The sequence below is a fragment of the Bacillus sp. GS3m_15504 genome (genome assembly GCF_055825275.1).
The window spans coordinates 3,072,335-3,094,579 of the sequence record NZ_JBVVNL010000001.1 but is presented as its reverse complement, the minus strand read 5'-3'; the positions used below and the strand labels follow the sequence as shown (position 1 = coordinate 3,094,579).

Below are 22,245 nucleotides of genomic sequence, written 5' to 3'. Positions count from 1 at the left end.
TATACGATGTCATTACAGACTAAATATATAGCGGGTATTTCGCTTGGGGTTATGGGAGTAGGTTTTGCAGCTTCTATTCCATTTCAAGGAACGGTAGCAGGTGAGATTATACAAGGAGGATTTGAAGCTGGATTAGTTGGTGGACTTGCGGATTGGTTCGCAGTTACAGCATTATTCCGTCATCCGATGGGAATTCCAATTCCGCATACAGCTTTGTTACCTAAAAATCGTAAACGAGTAACGAAAGGACTCATTAATACGTTAGAAAATGAGTGGCTAACGAAAGAAAGTATTACGAATAAAGTAAAAGAGATGCAGTTAGCACAAATGGTGCTGCAAATTGCAGAGAGAGAAATGCAGTCTGATGCTGTGAAAAAAGGGATTGTAACGATTGCTGAAAAGGCGATTGTTTCAATAGATACGGAAAAATTAGCGGTTATTTTTGAAAAAGAATTAAAAACATATTTGCATACAATTAATACAAGTAACATTTTACAAGTGCTTGTTGATCAATTAGTTGTGCAAGAATATGATGAAAAGACACTTGATTACATATTAGTAAAAGTGAAAGACTGGACAGCGCAAGATGAAGCGCGTTACCAGCTCGGAAGCTTAGGTATGAAGGCGATGGAAAATATAAAAGTAGATGGATTCTTGCAGTTTACTTTGAAATCATTTATGAATATTGTAGATGAAGATAAAATTGGCGGTATTTTGCAGAAGTTTATTATTAGTAATATTAACAGCTTACAAGATGCTGATAATAGCACGAGACAACTTATATTAGCGAAAATTCGTCAAGAAATTATAAATGTAAAAGAAAATGAAGCTTTACTACAGGAGTTAGAAAATTGGAAAGAAAAATGGATTGCGAATTGGGATGGTACTGACAAAATAAAAGAAATGCTTGGGCAAGTACAACAAAGAGCAGTTACCTTTGTAAATAACGAAGAATTTGCTGATAAATATATTATTCCATTTTTACAAACACAAATGAATAAAATAAAAGAAGATGAACAAACTGTTCAAAAAATAGAAGAATGGTTACAAAAACAAGTTGTGAAGCTTGTTGAAAATAACCATTCAAAAATCGGAAAACTTGTACAAGAAAACCTTGATAAGTTAGATGATAAAACATTAATTGAAATGATTGAAAATAACGTCGGTAAAGACTTACAGTGGATTCGAGTGAACGGAGCTGTTTGCGGATTTATGATTGGATTAGTGTTAGAAGGAATTAAAGCGATTATATAAGAAAAACCTTCCACAATTGTGGAAGGTTTTTTACTTTTCAATAACACTCATATTTAAATTGTAAGCTTTCTCAATGTTTAACTTGTACGTTCCGTTTCCAGTTTTAATCGAATTTTTATACCAATGTTCTTGCCCGTTGAATTCTAGATTTTCTTCTGAAGTAGTATCTTCTTTTTTCGTTACATCTTCAACTTGTTCCCAAGGTGAGCTGCCATGTGTTTCTTTTTGATTCGTTACTGCTGTTAAAGATACATCACTCTCTTTTGCAAGATGGACAGACACTCTTGAGCTTTCTTGTACAAACCAATTGTTTTGTAATTGACCTGGATAAAGAGATAGTTCGTTATTGGAAGCACGGATTTCCACATTTTTATTTTGCGGAAGAACAAGCGTTGGTTTCACCTGTGGTGCTGAATTAAATAACGTATGCTGAACAGGTAATGATTTTAAAGTGATATACATCGTTTCTCCAGCCGTTTGAACGGAAAGGAAATCATCTTGTTTTAAATTGAGTTTTTCATTTGCTTTCGTCGTTATTTCATAAGTTCCAAGAAGATGAATTTGATTTGTATTATTTCCCTCTATCGTTAGAGGCTGATGTCCTGCATCTACTACGATTTTTTTGATAGATTCAGGTATATCAAATTGTCCATCTGGAATATTACTCGTTTGCCTCGTTGTGTTAATAGAGTGACGAACTTCTTCTAGCAATCCAGTTGATAATAAACAGTAAAAAGCAATTCCAACGCTTCCTAAAACGCCGATAAAGAAAATACTAAAAATATCATATTTAATAAAGGATTGTTCCTTCTTAGAAAATAGAAGGTATAGTAAAATTTCCACGCCAAGTATAATAAGTAAAACAGGCCACCATGCTGTTAAGGAATCTAATACCTTAGTACCTTGTATAACTGAAAATAGTAAGAAGCAACCTAATGAAATAATAGAAAGCCCCATTGAAAATGTTCCAACGCGCCATGTTCTCATTCTTTCGTACCACCTTTGTTTTCTTTATTTCCAAGTAACAATTTAAAGCCGCCACCAATTAAGAGGAGTGCAACGATAGATGTTTGGAAATAGCGATAATACAGCTCGCTAAGATGAATGTTAAATATAGTTGCAAAGTAATTATTCAAAATAGGAAGGAGTGTTTGATCTAATAAATAATAACCACCGAGTGTAATTAACCCAATACCGATCCATCTTTGATGATTGATAAAATAATCAATGATAGGTTCGTCATGTACACGTTCTTTTCCATATTTTGAAGTTTGCTGTAAAGCGTCAAAAAAGCTATAGAACCAAATGATTGGTACTAAAAATAAAAACGCCGAAAGTCTTAATAAGTCGAGTAAATAAATTGATAGTAAAAAGGCTGCCATAAGCTGAAGACCACGGCGTTGCAAACCTAAATACATATGTCCTGCTCCAGGGAACATCGCTAAAATAGAAGCGAATGTTTTATTCTTCTTTCCTTGTTCACGATGCTCTTCAAACTCTTCGAAAATAGTACGATCATCTAGTTGCTCGCCACGTTCTTTTTTCTGGAGCTGCTGAACAACATCGAAGAAATTGTAAATCCATAAAACAGGTAATGTAATAAGGAAGATAAGAAAACTTTCTTGCGATGTTAAAAGTGCAACGAAAATAATCATACTTCCGATTCCTGTGCAAGCTACTAAAAATGTAAGTCCACGTTGCATAAGCCCTAATTGAAAATGTCCAAGTCCAGGGATGATTGATAGGAGAATGATATAAAATCGTTCGCTCTCTTTAGAGGAATCTGTCAATTCTCCAGCTTCTTGTTTTTTCGTTTGGTTTATAATGGTGATAACTAAATCTAGTAAGTTAATTACCCATAAAACAGCTAGTAAAAATAGGGAAAGAAAAGCAATGGTGCGCTCTCCTAATTCTACTGTACAAAATACTGCGAAGATAAATAGAAATAAAGCTCCCCCGCTATATAAAATAAACCGTCCAAATTTCTTTAAATATAAATGTCCAAGCCCAGGAATTAGCCCTAATACAAGTGCTAAAAAGGGATTTTTATTCATGCTTTGAACCTCCGTCTTTTTTTGATGTGTCTACTGATTTGTTTACAATTTGTTGTGAGATAGAAGACTCGTTATGTTTTGAAGATTTCTCGAAATTTGATGTCGCTGTAAAAATATATTGGAATAAACCACTTACCATAAAAATAATTGTAGCCGCGGTTGCAATTATGTAATGGATAATCGTACGCTTTAGTTGGTTTGATTTCATATTTTCATTAGACTGTAGCGTTTCAAAATTAATTTGTGTCATAACTTCGTTCGTAAATGAATCATCATTTATCATTGGAAGGTTTTCCTGTTGTTCATCAATACTTTCCATATAAAGTGCTAAACAATGATCACATTCATAAAGGTGTTCTTCCATAGATTCACGTTCATTGCTTTCTATAGAATCTAATGTATAATTGCGCCAATCTTCTTTTGAATAATGCATCATAGAAACTCTTCCTCCTTCCAATGTTTTTTAATCCATTTTCTTGCTCGATACAGTTTCATTTCGACTGTTTTTACTTCGATTTTTTCCTGCAAAGCAATTTCTTGATAACTTTTTTCTTCTAAGTAATGTGCGAGAACGACGTCACGGTAATTTTCGGGAAGTTCTCTCAGTTTTTGAGCGATGAGTAATTTTTGCTCTTTCGTCAATAATAAATCCTCAATATTATGAGAGGATTTTATATTTTCCTCAGTTTCTTTACATAAGGAGAGTTCTTCATTTTCTCTAGCTTTCTTTCTCTTATAATCAATAGCGTGATTGGTGGCAATTCGAGCCATCCATGTTTTCAATCCGCGAAATTGATAATTAGGGAGAGAGGCGTGAATTTTTACGAATACTTCTTGTGTAACATCTTTCGCATCTTCTTCATGTCTTAAAATAGAAAAGATAACTTGAAAAATATAATGACGATATGTTTGCACAAGGATACGAAAAGCATGTTCGCTTCCTTGTTGTGCTTTTTCAATTAATTGTTTTTCCTCAATGGGTCTCTCCCTCCTTTTTGACGCATTCTATTATATAGACGTAAAGAATGATAAGTCACCCTACACATGTTGTAAAAAAAGAATAATATATTTTTAAGAAGGAGGCTATATGAAAAAAGGTGTGAAAAAATGGTAAAAAGAAGTATATAATGAGCAAGTGGGAAATGTTGCACAGAGAAAGGATGTGAATGTTAGTAGGGGGAGTTCCATACTAACAAACATGAAAATTAAAATATTAATAGCGGATGATAACTCTTTTATAAGAGAAGGTATGAAAATTATTTTAAATACATATGAAGAGTTTGAAGTGGTAGATACAGTAAATGATGGGAAAGAAGCAGTGGAATATTGTAAAAAGAACGACGTTGATATAGCGCTTTTAGACGTTCGTATGCCAAATATGAACGGGGTAGAGGCAACGAAATTGATTTGTGAAGAGACAGAAACGAAACCGCTTATTTTAACGACGTTCGATGATGATGAATATATTTTGGACGCAGTAAAAAACGGAGCGAAAGGTTATTTATTAAAAAATAATGATCCAGAGCGTATTCGTGATGCGATAAAAGGAGTATATAACGGTCAAACTGTTATGCAAGATGTAGTGCTTGATAAAATTAAGTGCAATTTAATGGAAAGTAAAGAGGACGAATGTAAAATAGATAAGAGTCTTTTTACAGAGAGAGAGCTTAGTATTATCGCGTTAATAGCGAAAGGTTTCTCGAATAAAGAAATTTCAAAGCAACTTTTCATATCAGAAGGAACAATCGCAAATTATATTACATCAGTTTTAGGGAAAACTGGACTTGAACATCGTACACAAATTGCGATTTATTATTTAACAGGGAAAGTAGATTAATGTTATGGAATTTTGGTTAACTGTAAGTAAATTAATTGTCTTTATATATATTGTGTTCAGTTACATTTATTTAAATGTTGTGAACTTACCGTGGGTTATACTTACTTTACTTTTATTTCTTTCTGTAAACGTGTTAATCTCTATATTTAAAAATGATACGTACAAAAACATATTAACTTGCGTATCAATTGGTCTAGTTATGTTATTTGCATGGAAGATTCATCCGTTTTTTATTTTGTTTTTACCAATGAACTTATATGAAATTATATTTCGTTATATAGAGAATAAATGGAAGCTCTTTATCGTTATGATGATTCCTATTGTTTTTACAGATGAAAGCATTCGAATGACATATGGATTAATTGTTGCATTTTCTTTCATCGTATTAACTATGGCAGAACGGCATATATCGCGTGTAGTAAAGCTTGAATCACAAAATGATAAGATGCGAAAAGATATGCAGCGACTTACGAAAAGCTTACATGAAAATAAAGAGTACATAAGACAATCAGAGTACACATTTAAGTTAGAAGAGAGAAATCGGTTGTCACAAGAAATTCATGATAAAATTGGACACTCAATGACGGGCGCACTCATTCAAATGGAAGCAGCAAAGAGGTTAATGGAAATAGATAAAGAAAAGTCTGCTGAGTTATTACAAAATGCAATTTATATTTCAAAAGATGGAATTGAAAGCATTCGGATTACATTGAAAAATATGAAGCCGCCAACAGAGCAAATTGGTATTCATCGTATGAAATTATTCATAGAGGAATTTGCCAGTAAGCATGATGTGAATATTCCATTCGTATATAAAGGAAACTTAGATATGATTTCCCCTATACAGTGGAAAATTATCGGTGAAAATGTTACGGAGGCATTAACGAACGCGATGAAATATGCTGATGCAACAGTCATTTCCATAGATGTTCATGTACTTAATAGGATGGTGAAGGTACAAGTGAAAGATAACGGAAAAGGTGCAGTGCTTGTGAAAAAAGGTCTCGGTATTATAGGTATGGAGGAGCGAACAGCTTCTGTAAACGGGAAAATTATTGTAGATGGGAAAAATGGTTTTTCGGTAACAATGTTGTTGCCGATAGGAGGATGAATCATCTCATAGGAAAAAAGTGAATATTCTCATGTAAAAAGAGTGAACTTCTGCACTGAGCAGGTTCATTCTTTTTGTTTATACTAAAAGCAGAGAAACCGAAATAGGGGTGAAATAATGAATACATTAGAAATAAAAAATTTAACGAAAAAATTTGGTGATTTCATCGCGGTAGATAATATGTCTTTATCTATTAAAGAAGGAGAAATATTTGGCTTTTTAGGATCAAATGGTGCTGGTAAGAGTACAACGATTAATATGATCGCTGGGTTGTTAAGAAGTAATGAAGGTGAAATTAGTATATTAGGAAAAAATATAAAGAAACATAATCGATTTGCGAAGATGAATATTGGTGTCGTTCCGCAAGATATTGCAATCTATGAAGAGTTAACTGCCTATGAAAATGTGAAATTCTTTGCTGGACTGTACGGGTTAAGAGGAGCTGAACTAAAAGCAAGAGTGGAGGAAGCACTTCAATTTGTGGGACTTAGCGATAAACAGAAAAGTTTCCCGAAAAACTTTTCTGGCGGGATGAAACGCAGACTGAATATAGCTTGTGCAATCGCTCATAGACCGAAGTTAATTATTATGGATGAGCCGACAGTTGGAATTGATCCGCAGTCAAGAAACTATATCCTTCAGTCTGTCCGAAAATTAAATGAAATGGGAAGTACGATTATTTACACGAGCCACTACATGGAAGAAGTAGAAGAGATTTGTACGAAAATCGCAATTGTCGATCATGGTAAAGTGATTGCAGAAGGAACGAAAGAACAGTTAAAAGCGATTATTACCGATACGAAAGACATTTGGATTGAAGTAAAGTCAGTAGAAAATTTAGATGTAGAAAAATTAAAAGAGATAAACGGTGTGAAAGCTGTTCAAATTGAAGAGAACGTAATTAAAGTAAACTCGGATGCAGGATTAAACAATTTAAATAAAATTATTCAGCACTTCATTAATCATGACATTGAAATTCGTTCATTAGAGGAGCAGGCTCCAAACTTAGAAACAGTATTTCTTACGTTAACTGGTAGAAACTTACGAGATAAATAAATGGTAAATGGAGAAAAGGTAAAGGGAGGTTCATCAATTGAACATCTTCAATATTGCAATTTTGCATATTAAAAGAGATTTCAGGGACATAAGAACTTTAGTTTTTATGCTAGCATTTCCGATTGTGCTTATGCTTGTGTTAGGAACAGCATTAAGTAATGCGTTTAATAGTGATAGTCATTCAATTAAAGATATACAGGTGCTATATAAAGATGAAGCAAGTAGTGCGTTTTCTCAAGCATTTGAAGAATTTGCGAAAAAAGTGGATAAATCGGGTATTCATTTTAAAAAAGCTTCCGAAGGTATAGATGGGAAGGAAGCGGTGAAGCAAAATAAATATGCTGCCTATGTAGAATTAAATAAAGATGATGCAAAATTTTACGGAAGTGACAGAAGTAGTGTCGAGGGAAGTATTGTGGAAGGGATGCTTACAACATTTGTTGATAAGTACAATGTAGCGGCCGAAGTTGCAAAAGTAGATCCTCGTAAGGTAAGCACAGTTATTTCAAACGGAAATCATAATGATTATATACAAGAAACATCTTTACAAGCTGCGAAAAAACCAGGTTCTATGGATTACTATGCGGTTGTAATGACGACGATGATTGCACTATATGCTGCGATGGGAGCGAGTTCTTTAATTCGAGAAGAACGAATACGTAAAACAGGAGATCGCCTTATTGCTGCGCCTATAAGTAAGGCTGAAATATTCATTGGAAAAGTACTTGGTAGCCTAGTAGCAAATGCCCTTTGCGTATTACTTGTCATGTTATTTAGCAAATTTGTATTTCAAGCGAATTGGGGCGAACATCTTGGAATTATATTTATAATTTTATTAACACAAGTCTTTCTAGCAATTAGCTTCGGTTTAGGAATTGGATATATTACAAAAACAGCTGAATCATCGAGAGCAATTATTCTTGTAGTCGTACAATTAGCTTCTATTTTTGGTGGTGCATACTTCGTAGTAGAAGAAAATTTCGTTACAAATTTATCACCGTTAACGTGGGCAAATACAGCTGTTATGAAAATTATTTATGCAAATGATGTAGGAGCAGCACTGCCGGTAATCTCTTTAAACCTTGGCATTTCAGCACTCTTTTTATTAATTGCGATTATTGCATTACGTAGACGGGAGGGGCTATAGTATGAAAGATATTTTATGGCTCATACAAAAAACGTTATCTGTACTTTTGAAAAATAAAAAAAGTTTACTTATTATTATTAGTTTGCCGATAATAGGAACATTAATCTCCTTCTCAATGTATGGGAATGTAGGGCAAGGGACGTTAAATATCGGGGTTATAAATAAAGAAAATCAACCTATAGCAAATGATACGGTGAAATTTCTAGAAGGGTTAAATCATGTAAAGGTAAGTAAAATTAAAGAATCTGAAGTAGAAGATAAACTCACTTCCAAAAAACTTGATGGTGTTATTACATTAGATTCTGGTTTTTCTGAAAGTGTTCGAGAAGGGAAACCTGATCATATTGAGATTTCATCAATTAAAGGGGATCAAGTAACAGTATTCATAAAATCATATTTATATAACTATATTGATAATATTGTAGCGATTAGTAAAGTGGCAGGGACGGATCAAAGTACGTTTAATAGTATGTACGCTGGTTATCAAAAGAATTTATTTAAAGTAAAGTCTGAGACACTTACAGATACTTCGAAAAATAAAGATATGACAAACCAAACGATGGGTTATCTTATTATGTTTATGTTATTTTCAGCAGCGAACTTATCAGGATATATTTTAAAAGAAAAAGAAAATAGAACGTATTTTAGGCTCTTAACAACGCCGATAGATGGGAAGAAATTCATATTATCTAATGTCGGGGTCAATATGATGATACTAACAATACAAATTTTAATTACAATCCTATTCCTAACGAATGTTTTTCATACGAATATCAATATGCCTTTCATAGTGATGATTGGCGTACTAATGCTATTTGCTTTAATAGCGATTGGAATATCATTAGTTCTTGTTGCTTTTTCGAAAAACTCAGCATCGGCAAATACGATGCAAAATCTGGTCATTGTACCAACATGTTTACTTGCCGGATGTTATTTTCCATATGACATTATGCCAAAAGCGGTACAAAAAGTAGCTGATTTCCTTCCGCAGCGTTGGTTACTAGACACGATAGCAAAACTACAGCAAGGAATTCCATTTTCAGAGTTGTATGTAAACATTTTAATCTTATTTGCCTTTGCGGTAGCATTCTTCTTAATTGCTATTTATAAGTTTGGAAGAAATAATGATGCGAGAAACTTTGTTTAATATGAAAAGGGTGTGACGTTAAGTCGCATCCTTTTTTGTATGAAGCATGAAATCTAAATTTGAATGCCAAAATAGTAGGGTGGAAAGAAAAATGAGCGGAAGGAAATGAACATGATTAAAAAAATATTGCGAGTTACTTCTATTATTATTGCTATTTTCGCTTTTATTTTAATTTGTATGCATATTGATGTTACTTTAGGTAGGAAAATGGAAGCTGGGAAAAACATGCCGACAGAGTATGCACCTCATTATAGTGATTTTCAATTATATGTAGAAGGAAAGTCATTTTATAAACAGTTATTTACTGATATAAAAGAAGCGAAACAATCTATTTACACTTATTTTTTTATTTTATCGGATGATAAAAGTAGTCATACTTTTTTAAACTTATTAAAAGAAAAGGCAAGAGAAGGAGTAAACGTATATTTATCTGTCGATTTACTTAACGATTTATCATTTGAAAGAAAGATGAAAAAAGAATTACAGGAAAATGGTGTACATTTTACATATAGTAGAAAACAGGAATTACCATTCGGGTTTTATTCACTTCACCATCGTAATCATCGCCGCATTACAACGATTGATGGAGAGATTGGTTATACGGGTGGTTTTAATATAGGGGATGAATACTTAGGGAAAGATAAACACTTTGGGTACTGGAGAGACTATCATGTACGGATAAAAGGTGAAGGTGCAAAAGACTTAGAGGAACAATTTGCTTTAGATTGGAAACGAGATACGAAAGAAGATATAAAGAGGAGTACGAATAAGGCTAGCAAAGGGAATACACTACATACTATGGTTAGTTATAATGGGCATCACGTCGCTGAAAAATATATAGATCTTATAAAACAAGCTCAGCACTCAATTGTAATTGCAACGCCGTATTTTATAGCGAAAAATAAAGAATCCATGAATGCTTTAATCGCAGCACAAAAGCGTGGTGTTACAGTAAAAATACTTTGGTCATATAAACCAGATCTACCTCTTATAAAAGAAGCGGCGTATCCATACATACGTCAAGCTATTAATAATGGGATTACTGTATATGGGTATAAAAAAGGAATGTTCCATGGCAAATTAATGCTTATTGATAATGAATTAACCGTTATTGGCACAACAAACTTTACTTCGCGTAGCTTCAATATAAATGATGAAATGAATTTTTATATTCATGGTGGTCCTATTGTAGGGCAAGTTAATAAGGCCTTAACAGAGGATTTTCGTGACTCAAAAGAAATGACGAAAGAATTTTTTGAGAAGTTATCTTTTTGGGAGCGTTGTAAGGAGAAATTTGCAGGGATGGTGGATTTTTATTTATAAAGGCTGATGGGAAAAGGGTGTCTTTTATAGACACCCTTTTAAAATGAAAAATAATTATTTCTCATGCACAAGTAATGAAGCGTCATCATTAATCAACGTTCCCACATGTTCTCCTAAACAAATTCGTCTCATCACTCCAGGCTCATCAAAGTTAAAGACATGTGCTGGTAAATTATAATCACGGGCCAATAATAAAGCGGCTTGATCCATTACTTGAATGTTTTGCCTAACAACATCGTTATAGTTTAGTTTTCGATACATTTTTGCTGATTTATTATGCTTTGGATCACTAGTAAAAACGCCGTCGACTCCTTGTTTTGCAACTAATATGGCGTCACTATTCATTTCAATGGCCCTTTGAACACTAGGGTAGTCTGTCGTAACGAATGGTTGCCCGTTACCGCCTCCAAAAATAACGATATAACCGTTATCTAAATGATGGACCGCACGTAAGCGAATGTATGGTTCAGCTACAGCATTAAATGGGATGGAAGTCATAACGCGAACTTCTTTATTTGTTTTGCTTGTTAAAACGCCGCGTAGCATTAAGCTATTAATGATGGTACCTAATGTGCCAATATTATCAGCTTCTACACGATCAATTCCCCATTCCTCAGCTAAATGACCTCTGAAAATGTTACCGCCACCGATGACGATAGATACCTCGATACCTAAATCAACGATGGATAAAATTTCATTTGCGATATGTTCTAATCTTTTGGAGTTAAAGCTATTTCCGGTTTGATCGGCAAGTGCACCGCCGCTTAATTTAATTAAGACACGTTTATATGGCCTCATAACAATTCCCCCTATATAGATCGCAACAAAAAAGGAACAAAGGCGAATGCCCTTGTTCCTTTTTAAGAAAATGAAAAAGAAAAGAAGATAAGACGAATTTTTGTACGTAATTTTTCATATTATCCACTCCTTTTCATTTTGGTTTGTTGTAAGTATATATCTTTTTGATTATACAAAACAATCTGATTACTTATCAAGTATATTTTATCTCTTTTTAACGAAAAGGTGTCAATGAAAAAGAAAAGAAAAATTTTCGAATTTTTTGTGACGAACTTGTAGGTTTTTGTATGATTTTGTAGGTTCGCCTATATGATGTGTGAGTAAGCTTTTATAAATACGAAATGAAAGCGTTCGCATAAAGGGGATGAACATAAATGAAAAAATTCGGATTAGCGACACAAATTTTTGTCGCACTTGTTTTAGGGATTGTAGTAGGGGCAATCTTCTATGGTAATAAAACGGCGATTTCTTATATCACACCAATTGGGGATATATTTATTCACTTAATTAAAATGATTGTAGTACCGATTGTTATTTCAGCATTAATTGTTGCGGTAGCTGGTGTAGGCGATATGAAGAAGCTTGGGAAACTAGGCGGAAAGACAATTCTTTATTTTGAAATCATTACGACGATCGCTATTTTAATGGGATTACTTGCGGCGAATATATTCCAGCCAGGTACTGGCGTTGATATGAATAACTTACAGCAAAGTGACATTTCTTCTTATAAACAAACAGCAGATGCTACAGAGAAGCAAGGATTCGCTGAGACGATTGTTCATATTGTACCGAAAAACGTATTTGAATCGATTGCACAAGGTGACTTATTACCGATTATTTTCTTCTCAGTATTATTCGGTTTAGGAGTTGCAGCAATTGGGGAAAAAGGAAAGCCTGTCTTTAATTTCTTTGAAGGTGTACTCGAAGCGATGTTTTGGGTTACAAATCAAGTGATGAAATTTGCACCATTTGGTGTATTCGCATTAATTGCGGTTACAGTTGCAAAATTTGGTGTAGCAACACTACTTCCTTTAGGAAAACTAGTGCTAGCCGTATACGTAACTGTTATACTATTCGTTGTGATTGTATTAGGTATTAATGCACGAATGGTTGGCGTAAATATTTTTACATTAATGAAAATTTTAAAAGAAGAACTAATTCTTTCATTTACGACAGCAAGTTCAGAAGCTGTTTTACCTAATATAATGAGAAAAATGGAAGAGTTCGGTTGTCCAAAGGCAGTTGCCTCTTTCGTAATTCCGACAGGTTATACATTTAACTTGACTGGATCAGCTATTTATCAAGCGTTAGCGGCATTGTTTGTTGCACAAATGTACGGTGTGCACATGTCACTGACAGAGCAAATAACGTTATTATTCGTTCTCATGTTAACATCCAAAGGTATGGCGGGAGTTCCAGGTGCATCGTTCGTTGTTGTATTAGCAACGTTAGGTTCAATGGGGTTACCACTAGAAGGTATCGCGTTAATTGCGGGAATTGACCGCATTTTAGATATGATTCGCTCATCTGTCAATGTATTAGGAAATGCATTAGCGGCCATTGTTATGTCGAAGTGGGAAGGCGAATTCGATAATGAGAAAGCAAAACAATATGTAGAAACAGTCAAAGAAACAAAAGCAGCATAGGAAATCGTTAAGGAGTGAATAATCATGGCTACATTAACTGAAGTTAAAAATGGTGTTCGAATTGAAAAAGATTTTTTAGGTGAAAAAGAAGTACCAAACTATGCATACTACGGCGTACAAACAATGCGTGCAGTTGAAAACTTCCCAATTACAGGATACAAAATCCATGAAGGTTTAATTAGAGCGTTCGCAGTTGTAAAAAAAGCTGCAGCGCTTGCGAATACAGATGTAGGAAGATTGGAATTGAACAAGGGCGGAGCGATCGCAGAAGCTGCTCAAGAAATTCTTGATGGAAAATGGCATGATCATTTCATCGTAGATCCAATCCAAGGCGGAGCAGGTACTTCAATGAACATGAATGCAAATGAAGTCATTGCCAATCGTGCTCTTGAATTATTAGGGATGGAAAAGGGAGACTATCATTATATTAGCCCAAATAGTCATGTAAACATGGCGCAATCAACAAATGATGCATTCCCAACGGCGATTCATATCGCAACATTAAACGCATTAGAAGGGTTATTACAAACGATGGGTTATATGCACGATGTATTTGAATTAAAAGCAGAACAGTTCGATCATGTGATTAAAATGGGTCGTACACATTTACAAGATGCTGTGCCAATTCGTCTTGGACAAGAATTTAAAGCATACTCTCGTGTACTTGAACGTGATATGAAACGAATTCAGCAATCACGTCAACACTTATATGAAGTGAACATGGGGGCAACTGCAGTTGGTACAGGTTTAAATGCAGATCCAGAATATATTGAAGCAGTTGTAAAACATTTAGCTGCAATTAGTGAACTACCACTTGTTGGTGCAGAAGATTTAGTAGATGCGACGCAAAATACGGATGCTTATACTGAAGTATCTGCAGCACTTAAAGTATGTATGATGAATATGTCTAAAATTGCGAATGACCTTCGCTTAATGGCATCAGGTCCACGTGTTGGCTTAGCGGAAATTATGCTACCTGCTCGTCAACCAGGTTCTTCTATTATGCCAGGGAAAGTAAACCCTGTTATGCCAGAAGTAATTAATCAAATTGCATTCCAAGTAATTGGTAACGACCATACAATTTGTCTTGCTTCAGAAGCAGGTCAATTAGAATTAAACGTGATGGAACCAGTACTTGTTTTCAACTTACTACAATCAATTAGCATTATGAATAACGGTTTCCGTGCCTTTACAGATAATTGCTTAAAAGGAATTGAAGCGAATGAAGATCGCTTAAAAGAGTATGTTGAGAAGAGTGTAGGAATTATTACAGCCGTGAACCCTCATATCGGTTATGAAGCAGCAGCTCGCGTTGCGAAAGAAGCAATCGCGACAGGGCAATCCGTTCGAGAACTTTGTGTGAAAAATGGTGTATTGTCACAAGAAGATTTAGAGTTAATTCTAGATCCATTTGAAATGACACACCCAGGGATTGCAGGAGCAACTCTTTTAAAGAAAAATTAAAAGAAGAGGGGGACAAGCCCCTCTTTTTTGTTTACAATATAGAAATGCTATATATGAATAGAGGTAGGGATGTTATGAGCAAGTTTACAGTAGCTTCTAATGGTTCATTAGAAACGACATTAAGAGGAGTAGAAGTATTATCAACACCACTTTTAAATAAAGGGGTCGCTTTCACGCAAGAAGAAAGAGAAGAATTAGGTTTAAAAGGGTTATTACCGCCAGCAGTTTTAACATTGGAAGAACAAGCACGCCGAGCATACGAACAATTTTGTTCTCAGCCGGATGATTTATTAAAGAATGTATACTTAACAGCGTTACATGATCGAAATGAAGTGTTATTTTATCGCATTTTAACAGATCATTTACGCGAAATGTTACCAATCGTATATACACCAACTGTTGGTGTAGCAATCCAAAGATATAGTCATGAATACCGTAAACCACGTGGTGTGTATTTATCAATTAACGATCCGTCAGGTATTGAAGAAGCATTCGCCAATATCGGTGCAACAGCAGAAAATATTGATTTAGTCGTTGTTACAGATGGAGAAGGTATACTTGGAATTGGTGACTGGGGCGTTGGTGGTATTAACATCGCAATCGGAAAATTAGCTGTTTATACAGCCGCAGTTGGAATCGATCCTAGCCGCGTATTACCGGTAATTTTAGATGTAGGTACAAATCGTGAAGAATTATTAGACAATCCATTTTATATTGGAAATCGTCATCCTCGTATAACAGGTGAAGCTTACGATGAATTTATTGATACATTTGTACAAGCGGTAAATAAGCAATTCCCGAAAGCACTTTTACATTGGGAAGACTTCAGTTCTCGTAATGCACGAAAAATTTTAGATAAATATCGTCATGATATTTGTACGTTTAATGATGATATTCAAGGTACAGGTGCAGTTTCGCTTGCGGCTGTATTATCGGCAGTAAAAGCTTCTGGTGTACCGCTAAGTGAACACCGCGTTGTTGTGTTTGGTGCTGGTACGGCTGGAATCGGTATCGCAGATCAAGTTAGAGATGCGATGGTACGCGTCGGCGTATCAGAAGAAGAATCATATAAGCGTTTCTGGTGTATTGATCGTAACGGATTAGTTACAGATAACATGGAAGATCTTCTTGATTTCCAAATTCCATATGCAAGAAAAGAAGCGGAAGTAAGTGAGTGGAAAGAAAATGGTGTGATCGGGCTTGCTGAAGTTGTGAAACATGTGAAACCGACAATTTTAATTGGTACATCAACTGTTGCAGGCGCATTTAAAGAAGAAATTATTAAAGAAATGGCTTCTCACGTAGAAAGACCAATCATTTTACCGATGTCGAATCCGACGCCACTTGCTGAAGCGAAACCAGCCGATTTAATCGAGTGGACAGAAGGAAGAGCACTAGTTGCAACAGGAAGTCCATTTGAACCAGTTACATATAACGGTGTAACGTATGTAATTGGGCAATCAAATAATGCACTTATTTTCCCAGGTCTTGGTCTTGGAACAATTGTTGTACGTGCAAGCGTCATGACAGATGGAATGTTCGCAGCAGCAGCTGAAGCAGTTGCAAGTATGGTGGACACAAGTCAGCCAGGAGCACCTATTTTGCCAGAAGTTGAAGAGTTACGTAATATCTCGGAAATGGTAGCAATTGAAGTAGCGAAAGTTGCTGTTGCAGAAGGTGTTGCTAGAGAGAACTTCAGTGATAACGATATTAAGATTGCAGTGAAAGAAGCAATCTGGGAGCCTGAGTATCGCCAAATAAAAGCGGTAGAAAAGGTTACAATATAGAAATAAAGCCCGTTTATAATATAAGCGGGCTTTCACTTTTATTACTGAAAAAAAGAGTATAGGAAGTGGCACCTTTGAATTGGAATCAATTATGGAAGAAAGATATATCCCTTTTAATTATATTAATGGTAGTTGTTCCGATTGCAGGAGAGCTTAATTTTCATCCTTTTAATGATACGTTTCGGGTTAGCTTTGGGACGCCGTTATTCTTCTTTTTATTACTATTTTTAAGAAGAATACCAGCAGCGGCTGCGGGTATTCTTGTCGGTATATGTGTAGTCTTATTCCGCGTATGTCTTGACTGGGTCATGCAAGGTTCATTTCATATGACAGAATCATTTTATTTGCGTTACCCTGTGTTCTTTTATTATTTTATTTATGGAAGTCTTTTTTCACTTTGTAGAGTGAATAAGTTTCATCAAAAGCCGATTGTTATAGGGTGCCTTGGAATTACAATTGAAATTATTGCAAGTATGTCAGAACTCGCAATTTATCATATGGTAGTGCTCGGTACAACGATAACAGTTTCTGAAGTAAATAAACTTATTATTATTGCTATTTTTCGTAGTTTCTTTGCACTCGGTTTTTTAAATATGATGAATTTATATGAAACGAAATTAAAAGAATCACAAGTTCGAAAAGAAAATGAAAAAATGTTCATGCACCTTTCAAATTTATATGTAGAATCAGTTCATTTGAAAAAAACGTTACAAAATGCAGAGTTGATTACACAAGAAGCATATCAACTATATCGAAACTTACAAGCGAACGATGATTCCAGCAGTAAAACAGCATTGAAAATAGCAGGAGAAGTGCACGAAATAAAAAAGGATAATCAAAGGATTTTTGCAGGATTATCTAAACTGCTATTAGATAAAAATGTGGCGGAGTATGTAGAAGGTCATGAGCTTACAGAAATGATTGTAAGAATAAATGAAAAGTATGCTGAAATGTTAGGGAAAGATATACGTTTTTCTAAACATATAGAAGGTGAACACGCTGCATATCACGTGTATACAGTGCTATCAATTTTTAATAACTTAGTTGCGAATGCAGTTGAAGCAATTGAAGATAGAGGTCTCATTCGTATTAAGTTATATAAACGAGAAAAAAATGTAATCTTTGAAGTGATTGACGATGGCCCTGGTATAACGCAAAAGTATAAGAAATTAGTATTTAAGCCCGGGTTTACTTCAAAGTATGATCAAACAGGAACACCGTCCACAGGTATTGGACTTTCTTACATAGACGAAATGGTAACAGAGCTCGGCGGAGAAGTAAGGTTAGAAGACAATGAAAATGGGAACGGGTGTAAGTTTATCGTTTGTTTACCGGAGTGCAGTTTAAAGCGGGAAGGGGAATAGGTTTGTTTTATTATATCGTAGATGATGATGAAGTTTTCCGTTCGATGCTTTCGCAAATTATTGAGGATGGCGATCTTGGGGAAGTAATTGGAGAATCGGAAGATGGAGCGTTTATTGAAGCAGAACAGTTAAATTATAAAAAAGTGGACATTTTATTTATTGATTTACTAATGCCGATGAGAGACGGCATTGAAACAGTTCGCCATATTGCATCTTCATTTACTGGGAAAATTATTATGATTTCCCAAGTTGAATCGAAACAGCTCATTGGTGAGGCGTATACACTTGGTGTGGAATATTATATTACAAAACCACTAAACAAAATAGAAGTAGTATCTGTTGTACGAAAAGTGATAGAGCGTATTCGTTTGGAACGTTCTATATATGACATTCAAAAATCATTGAATAATGTGTTTCAGTGGGAAAAGCCGCAAATGCGTAATGAAACAGTGCAAGAAGGGAAAAAGATATCAGATTCAGGACGCTTCTTACTAGCAGAACTCGGTATTGCGGGAGAGAACGGAAGTAAAGATTTACTTAGTATGCTGGAATATTTATATGGACAAGAAAAGGCTCAAACATTTGAGTTTGGATTTCCTGCTTTAAAAGATATCTTTCACCAAATAACAGTAAAAAAATTAGGGGAACTAGCTTCAGATGCAGATATAGAGAAGGAGAGAAAAGCGTCTGAACAACGTGTAAGAAGAGCAATTTATCAATCATTAAATCATTTAGCTTCCCTTGGACTAACAGACTTTTCAAATCCGAAATTTGAAAGTTATGCTCCGAAGTTTTTTGATTTCACTGTAGTTAGAAAACGGATGACAGAAATGACAAAGGATGAGGTAGCGACTTCTGGCCATATACGAATTAATACGAAAAAATTTATTCAAGTGTTGTATTTTGAGGCGAAACGACTGATGGAGATAGAGTGAAAAGGTGCTTATAAATAAGCATCTTTTTTTGTTAAATCAACATTTTATATTTTCTCGTGAAGCATGTAAAATGTTAAGTAAGAGAAAATGGTTTTACATTAAGGAAGTGTCAAAACAATGAGTTTTACATTAAATAAATCGATTATTAAAGAAGTTTGCGGAGAAACCTCATATAGAAGAGGAGAAGCTTATTATAAATCAAATAAAGTAATCGTCAATCACTATGATGAAACGAAAGAAATTTGCGAGGCGACGGTAAAAGGGAACGAGGATTTCCATGTTACGGTAGAAAAAGCTAAAAAAGGTGATGTTGTTGCGAGGTGTAGCTGTCCTTCATTAGCGTCCTTTCAAACGTACTGTCAACATGTTGCAGCTGTACTGATACAAATAAATTATAACCAGCAAGCGGGTGTAATGGGCTCTGTTAGTAGCAGAAATGATCAATTAACAAATGGGATGTTTCAGTTGTTTGCAGACAAACCACTGAGGCCAAAAAGTAAACAACATCGTTTTGATACACGTGAAATATTAGATATTGCGTTTATATGTTCACCAGTAGCGACGAAAAGCGGTGGGGCTCTTCTTGGAATTCAGTTAAAACTTGCGAAAACATATCTTATAAATCATATTAGAGAATTTCTTTCTAAAGTGGAGAAGAGAGAGACTTTTCATTGTTCGAATGAATTTACATACACGCCAGATATACACAGTTTTAAACAAGAAACGGACGTGATTATACAACACCTCATTAAAATATATCATAATGAAAAAATGTATGAAGATGCACTAGAAGTACATGCGAAACAAGATGAAAGTATGATATTTATACCGCCAGCTTCGTGGAATGATATGCTCTCTGCACTTTCTAGGGCCGAGTATGTACAGCTGAAACAAAATGAGCAACTGTTTCACGGGTTACAAATTTCAAAAGGTTTATTGCCATTACATTTTGAGTTTACAAAAGGGAATAATGGCGGGTTTACACTTCATATAGCCGGCCTAAATCGTGTTCGAGTTATGGAGATGTATAATAACGCTCTTTACGATGGGAAACTATATCATTTACCTATGGAAGATTGTATGCGACTTATTGAATTGCAAAAGATGATGAGTCGCTCAAATAGCAATCAGTTTTATATTCCTGAAAATAAGATGGAACACTTCGTAGCAAAAGTTGTGCCTGGATTAATGAAACTTGGAACAGTGCGCATTGATGAAGGAATATCCGATCGTGTTGAAACGCCGTCGTTAAAAGCAAAACTGTATTTAGATCGAGTGAAAAATCGTTTGTTAGCAGGTCTCGAATTTCATTATGGAAACGTCGTGATTAATCCGCTAGAAGAAGACGGGCAACCGTCTGTCTTTAATCGTGATGAGAAAAAGGAAAAAGAGATTTTAGACATTATGAGTGAAAGTGCCTTCGCAAAAACGGAAGGCGGTTATTTTATGCATAATGAAGAAGCAGAGTATAACTTTTTATATCACATCGTTCCAACTTTAAAGGGTTTAGTTGATATTTACGCGACAACAGCAATTAAATTACGCATTCATAAAGGCGATACCGCACCTCTTATTAGAGTGAGAAGAAAAGAAAGAATTGATTGGTTATCATTTCGTTTTGATATAAAAGGAATACCGGAAGCGGAAATAAAAGGTGTGTTAGTGGCTCTGGAAGAGAAACGCAAATATTACCGACTAGCGAATGGTTCTTTATTATCACTAGAGAGCAAAGAGTTTAATGAAATTAATCAGTTTGTAAAAGAATCAGGTATTCGAAAAGAATTTTTACATGGGGAAGAAGTGAATGTTCCGCTTATTCGAAGTGTAAAATGGATGAACGGACTTCACGAAGGTAATGTTTTAAGCTTAGATGAGTCTGTGCAAGATTTAGTTGAAAGCATTCAAAACCCGAAAAAATTAAAGTTTACAGTGCCGCAAACTTTACGTGCTGTAATGAGAGAGTATCAAGTATACGGATTCGAGTGGATGAAAACACTCGCCTATTACCGTTTTGGCGGTATTTTAGCAGACGACATGGGACTTGGAAAAACGTTGCAAAGTATTGCTTATATAGATTCTGTTTTGCCTGAAATTCGAGAGAAGAAGCTCCCTATATTAGTCGTTTCCCCATCGTCTCTAGTTTACAACTGGTTAAGCGAGTTGAAAAAATTCGCGCCGCATATTAGAGCGGTTATTGCAGATGGAAATCAAGCAGAGCGACGAAAAATCTTAAAAGATGTAGCAGAATTTGATGTCGTAATTACGTCATATCCATTACTAAGAAGAGATATAAGGTCTTATGCGAGGCCGTTTCATACGCTGTTTCTTGATGAAGCACAGGCGTTTAAAAATCCTACAACGCAAACTGCAAGAGCAGTGAAAACAATTCAAGCTGAATATCGTTTTGGACTAACGGGAACGCCTGTAGAAAATTCATTAGAAGAGCTATGGTCTATTTTCCACGTTGTATTTCCAGAATTATTACCAGGAAGAAAAGAATTCGGTGATTTAAGGCGTGAGGATATAGCGAAGCGCGTAAAACCTTTCGTATTAAGACGATTAAAAGAAGATGTATTAAAGGAGCTGCCAGATAAAATAGAGCACTTACAGTCATCGGAGTTATTACCAGATCAAAAGAGACTATATGCTGCTTATTTAGCGAAATTAAGAGAAGAAACGTTAAAACATTTAGACAAAGATACGTTACGTAAAAATAAAATTAGAATTTTAGCTGGCTTAACGAGATTGCGACAAATTTGCTGTCATCCCGCTCTATTCGTTGATGATTATAAAGGGAGTTCAGCTAAATTTGAGCAACTGTTAGACATACTAGAGGAATGTAGAAGTACCGGTAAGAGAATTTTAATTTTTTCTCAATTTACAAAGATGCTGTCCATTATTGGTCGTGAATTAAATCGTCAAGCGATTCCATACTTTTATTTAGACGGAAATACACCTTCGCAAGAACGTGTAGAGCTATGTAATCGATTTAACGAAGGCGAAGGGGACCTATTTCTCATTTCTTTAAAAGCTGGTGGTACGGGGCTTAACTTAACGGGTGCCGATACGGTTATATTATACGATTTATGGTGGAATCCAGCTGTTGAACAACAAGCAGCAGATCGGGCATATCGGATGGGACAGAAAAATACGGTACAAGTTATTAAGTTAGTGGCTCACGGAACAATAGAGGAAAAAATGCATGAACTGCAAGAGAGTAAGAAAAATTTAATTGCTGAAGTGATTGAGCCTGGAGAAGAGAAATTATCATCAATCACAGAAGAAGAAATTCGAGATATTTTAATGATCTAATAAAAAAAGC

Annotated in this window: 18 protein-coding genes; 13 read left to right on the top strand and 5 right to left on the bottom strand. The window is 35.1% G+C overall.

The genetic code is table 11. The features are described 5' to 3' along the window. Positions 1–6: 6 nt before the first annotated feature. Positions 7–1,254 (top strand): DUF445 domain-containing protein, encoded by a 1,248-nt coding sequence (locus AC0L0O_RS16215; RefSeq protein WP_000058317.1) that lies wholly within the window; start codon positions 7–9, stop codon positions 1,252–1,254. A 30-nt stretch (positions 1,255–1,284) separates the two neighbouring features. On the opposite strand, the gene exsE is transcribed toward AC0L0O_RS16215, so the two are convergent. From exsE to AC0L0O_RS16195, 4 genes are read right to left on the bottom strand one after another with little or no spacing between them, the layout of a single operon-like run. Then, complete coding sequence (gene exsE / locus AC0L0O_RS16210) at positions 1,285–2,241, bottom strand: exosporium protein ExsE (protein ID WP_001261411.1); 957 nt, start codon at positions 2,239–2,241, stop codon at positions 1,285–1,287. Then, entirely contained in the window at positions 2,238–3,308 is a 1,071-nt protein-coding gene (locus AC0L0O_RS16205; protein ID WP_001039087.1) for a hypothetical protein, read from the bottom strand. Before AC0L0O_RS16205 ends, exsE begins: the two co-directional genes overlap by 4 nt. After that, positions 3,301–3,744, bottom strand: coding sequence for a hypothetical protein (locus AC0L0O_RS16200; protein ID WP_000972359.1), 444 nt, complete (start codon positions 3,742–3,744; stop codon positions 3,301–3,303). Before AC0L0O_RS16200 ends, AC0L0O_RS16205 begins: the two co-directional genes overlap by 8 nt. After that, on the bottom strand, positions 3,741–4,223 hold the full coding sequence (locus tag AC0L0O_RS16195) for an RNA polymerase sigma factor (protein WP_001195473.1): 483 nt from the start codon (positions 4,221–4,223) through the stop codon (positions 3,741–3,743). The genes AC0L0O_RS16200 and AC0L0O_RS16195 overlap by 4 nt, the downstream gene beginning before the upstream one ends. 283 nt (positions 4,224–4,506) lie before the next feature. Between AC0L0O_RS16195 and AC0L0O_RS16190 the strand changes: the two genes are divergently transcribed. The 6 genes from AC0L0O_RS16190 (at position 4,507) to AC0L0O_RS16165 (ending at position 10,929) form a co-directional block, all read left to right on the top strand. After that, entirely contained in the window at positions 4,507–5,145 is a 639-nt protein-coding gene (locus AC0L0O_RS16190; protein ID WP_000694110.1) for a response regulator transcription factor, read from the top strand. Between the two features lie 4 nt (positions 5,146–5,149). Further along, positions 5,150–6,256, top strand: coding sequence for a sensor histidine kinase (locus AC0L0O_RS16185; RefSeq protein WP_473785879.1), 1,107 nt, complete (start codon positions 5,150–5,152; stop codon positions 6,254–6,256). A 117-nt stretch (positions 6,257–6,373) separates the two neighbouring features. Then, a complete protein-coding gene (locus AC0L0O_RS16180) occupies positions 6,374–7,312 on the top strand; it encodes an ABC transporter ATP-binding protein (protein WP_001093836.1) in 939 nt (312 codons plus the stop codon). A gap of 37 nt (positions 7,313–7,349) precedes the next feature. Beyond that, entirely contained in the window at positions 7,350–8,459 is a 1,110-nt protein-coding gene (locus AC0L0O_RS16175; protein WP_001020137.1) for an ABC transporter permease, read from the top strand. 1 nt (position 8,460) lies between these two features. Next, on the top strand, positions 8,461–9,606 hold the full coding sequence (locus tag AC0L0O_RS16170) for an ABC transporter permease (protein WP_000651893.1): 1,146 nt from the start codon (positions 8,461–8,463) through the stop codon (positions 9,604–9,606). Positions 9,607–9,717: 111 nt separating this feature from the next. Next, complete coding sequence (locus tag AC0L0O_RS16165) at positions 9,718–10,929, top strand: phospholipase D-like domain-containing protein (RefSeq protein ID WP_000591908.1); 1,212 nt, start codon at positions 9,718–9,720, stop codon at positions 10,927–10,929. A gap of 54 nt (positions 10,930–10,983) precedes the next feature. Here the strand turns inward: AC0L0O_RS16165 and pyrH are convergent, their stop codons facing one another. Then, the gene (gene pyrH, locus AC0L0O_RS16160) at positions 10,984–11,727 is read right to left on the bottom strand and encodes a UMP kinase (protein ID WP_001248056.1); all 744 of its coding nucleotides are present in this window, start codon (positions 11,725–11,727) and stop codon (positions 10,984–10,986) included. A gap of 374 nt (positions 11,728–12,101) precedes the next feature. Here pyrH and AC0L0O_RS16155 point away from each other — a divergent pair, with 374 nt between their 5' ends. The 6 genes from AC0L0O_RS16155 (at position 12,102) to AC0L0O_RS16130 (ending at position 22,235) form a co-directional block, all read left to right on the top strand. Then, on the top strand, positions 12,102–13,373 hold the full coding sequence (locus tag AC0L0O_RS16155; protein WP_000713273.1) for a cation:dicarboxylate symporter family transporter: 1,272 nt from the start codon (positions 12,102–12,104) through the stop codon (positions 13,371–13,373). 24 nt (positions 13,374–13,397) lie between these two features. After that, positions 13,398–14,837: an aspartate ammonia-lyase gene (gene aspA / locus AC0L0O_RS16150; protein WP_000224205.1), complete on the top strand. Its 1,440-nt coding sequence runs from the start codon at positions 13,398–13,400 to the stop codon at positions 14,835–14,837. Positions 14,838–14,911: 74 nt separating this feature from the next. Then, positions 14,912–16,624 (top strand): oxaloacetate-decarboxylating malate dehydrogenase, encoded by a 1,713-nt coding sequence (gene malS / locus AC0L0O_RS16145; protein ID WP_000033287.1) that lies wholly within the window; start codon positions 14,912–14,914, stop codon positions 16,622–16,624. A gap of 65 nt (positions 16,625–16,689) precedes the next feature. Beyond that, the gene (locus tag AC0L0O_RS16140) at positions 16,690–17,988 is read left to right on the top strand and encodes a sensor histidine kinase (RefSeq protein ID WP_473785878.1); all 1,299 of its coding nucleotides are present in this window, start codon (positions 16,690–16,692) and stop codon (positions 17,986–17,988) included. A gap of 2 nt (positions 17,989–17,990) precedes the next feature. Beyond that, on the top strand, positions 17,991–18,923 hold the full coding sequence (locus AC0L0O_RS16135) for a response regulator (RefSeq protein WP_086420260.1): 933 nt from the start codon (positions 17,991–17,993) through the stop codon (positions 18,921–18,923). A gap of 117 nt (positions 18,924–19,040) precedes the next feature. Then, positions 19,041–22,235 (top strand): SNF2 helicase associated domain-containing protein, encoded by a 3,195-nt coding sequence (locus tag AC0L0O_RS16130; protein WP_473785877.1) that lies wholly within the window; start codon positions 19,041–19,043, stop codon positions 22,233–22,235. Positions 22,236–22,245: the final 10 nt, after the last annotated feature.

Coding starts and splice junctions, on each gene's coding strand:
- AC0L0O_RS16190 (WP_000694110.1), top strand. CDS start 4,507: ATGAAAATTAAAATATTAATAGCGGATGATAACTCTTTTATAAGAGAA.
- AC0L0O_RS16215 (WP_000058317.1), top strand. CDS start 7: ATGTCATTACAGACTAAATATATAGCGGGTATTTCGCTTGGGGTTATG.
- AC0L0O_RS16165 (WP_000591908.1), top strand. CDS start 9,718: ATGATTAAAAAAATATTGCGAGTTACTTCTATTATTATTGCTATTTTC.
- pyrH (WP_001248056.1), bottom strand. CDS start 11,727: ATGAGGCCATATAAACGTGTCTTAATTAAATTAAGCGGCGGTGCACTT.
- aspA (WP_000224205.1), top strand. CDS start 13,398: ATGGCTACATTAACTGAAGTTAAAAATGGTGTTCGAATTGAAAAAGAT.
- AC0L0O_RS16130 (WP_473785877.1), top strand. CDS start 19,041: ATGAGTTTTACATTAAATAAATCGATTATTAAAGAAGTTTGCGGAGAA.
- AC0L0O_RS16170 (WP_000651893.1), top strand. CDS start 8,461: ATGAAAGATATTTTATGGCTCATACAAAAAACGTTATCTGTACTTTTG.
- AC0L0O_RS16200 (WP_000972359.1), bottom strand. CDS start 3,744: ATGATGCATTATTCAAAAGAAGATTGGCGCAATTATACATTAGATTCT.
- AC0L0O_RS16185 (WP_473785879.1), top strand. CDS start 5,150: ATGGAATTTTGGTTAACTGTAAGTAAATTAATTGTCTTTATATATATT.
- malS (WP_000033287.1), top strand. CDS start 14,912: ATGAGCAAGTTTACAGTAGCTTCTAATGGTTCATTAGAAACGACATTA.
- AC0L0O_RS16155 (WP_000713273.1), top strand. CDS start 12,102: ATGAAAAAATTCGGATTAGCGACACAAATTTTTGTCGCACTTGTTTTA.
- exsE (WP_001261411.1), bottom strand. CDS start 2,241: ATGAGAACATGGCGCGTTGGAACATTTTCAATGGGGCTTTCTATTATT.
- AC0L0O_RS16180 (WP_001093836.1), top strand. CDS start 6,374: ATGAATACATTAGAAATAAAAAATTTAACGAAAAAATTTGGTGATTTC.
- AC0L0O_RS16205 (WP_001039087.1), bottom strand. CDS start 3,308: ATGAATAAAAATCCCTTTTTAGCACTTGTATTAGGGCTAATTCCTGGG.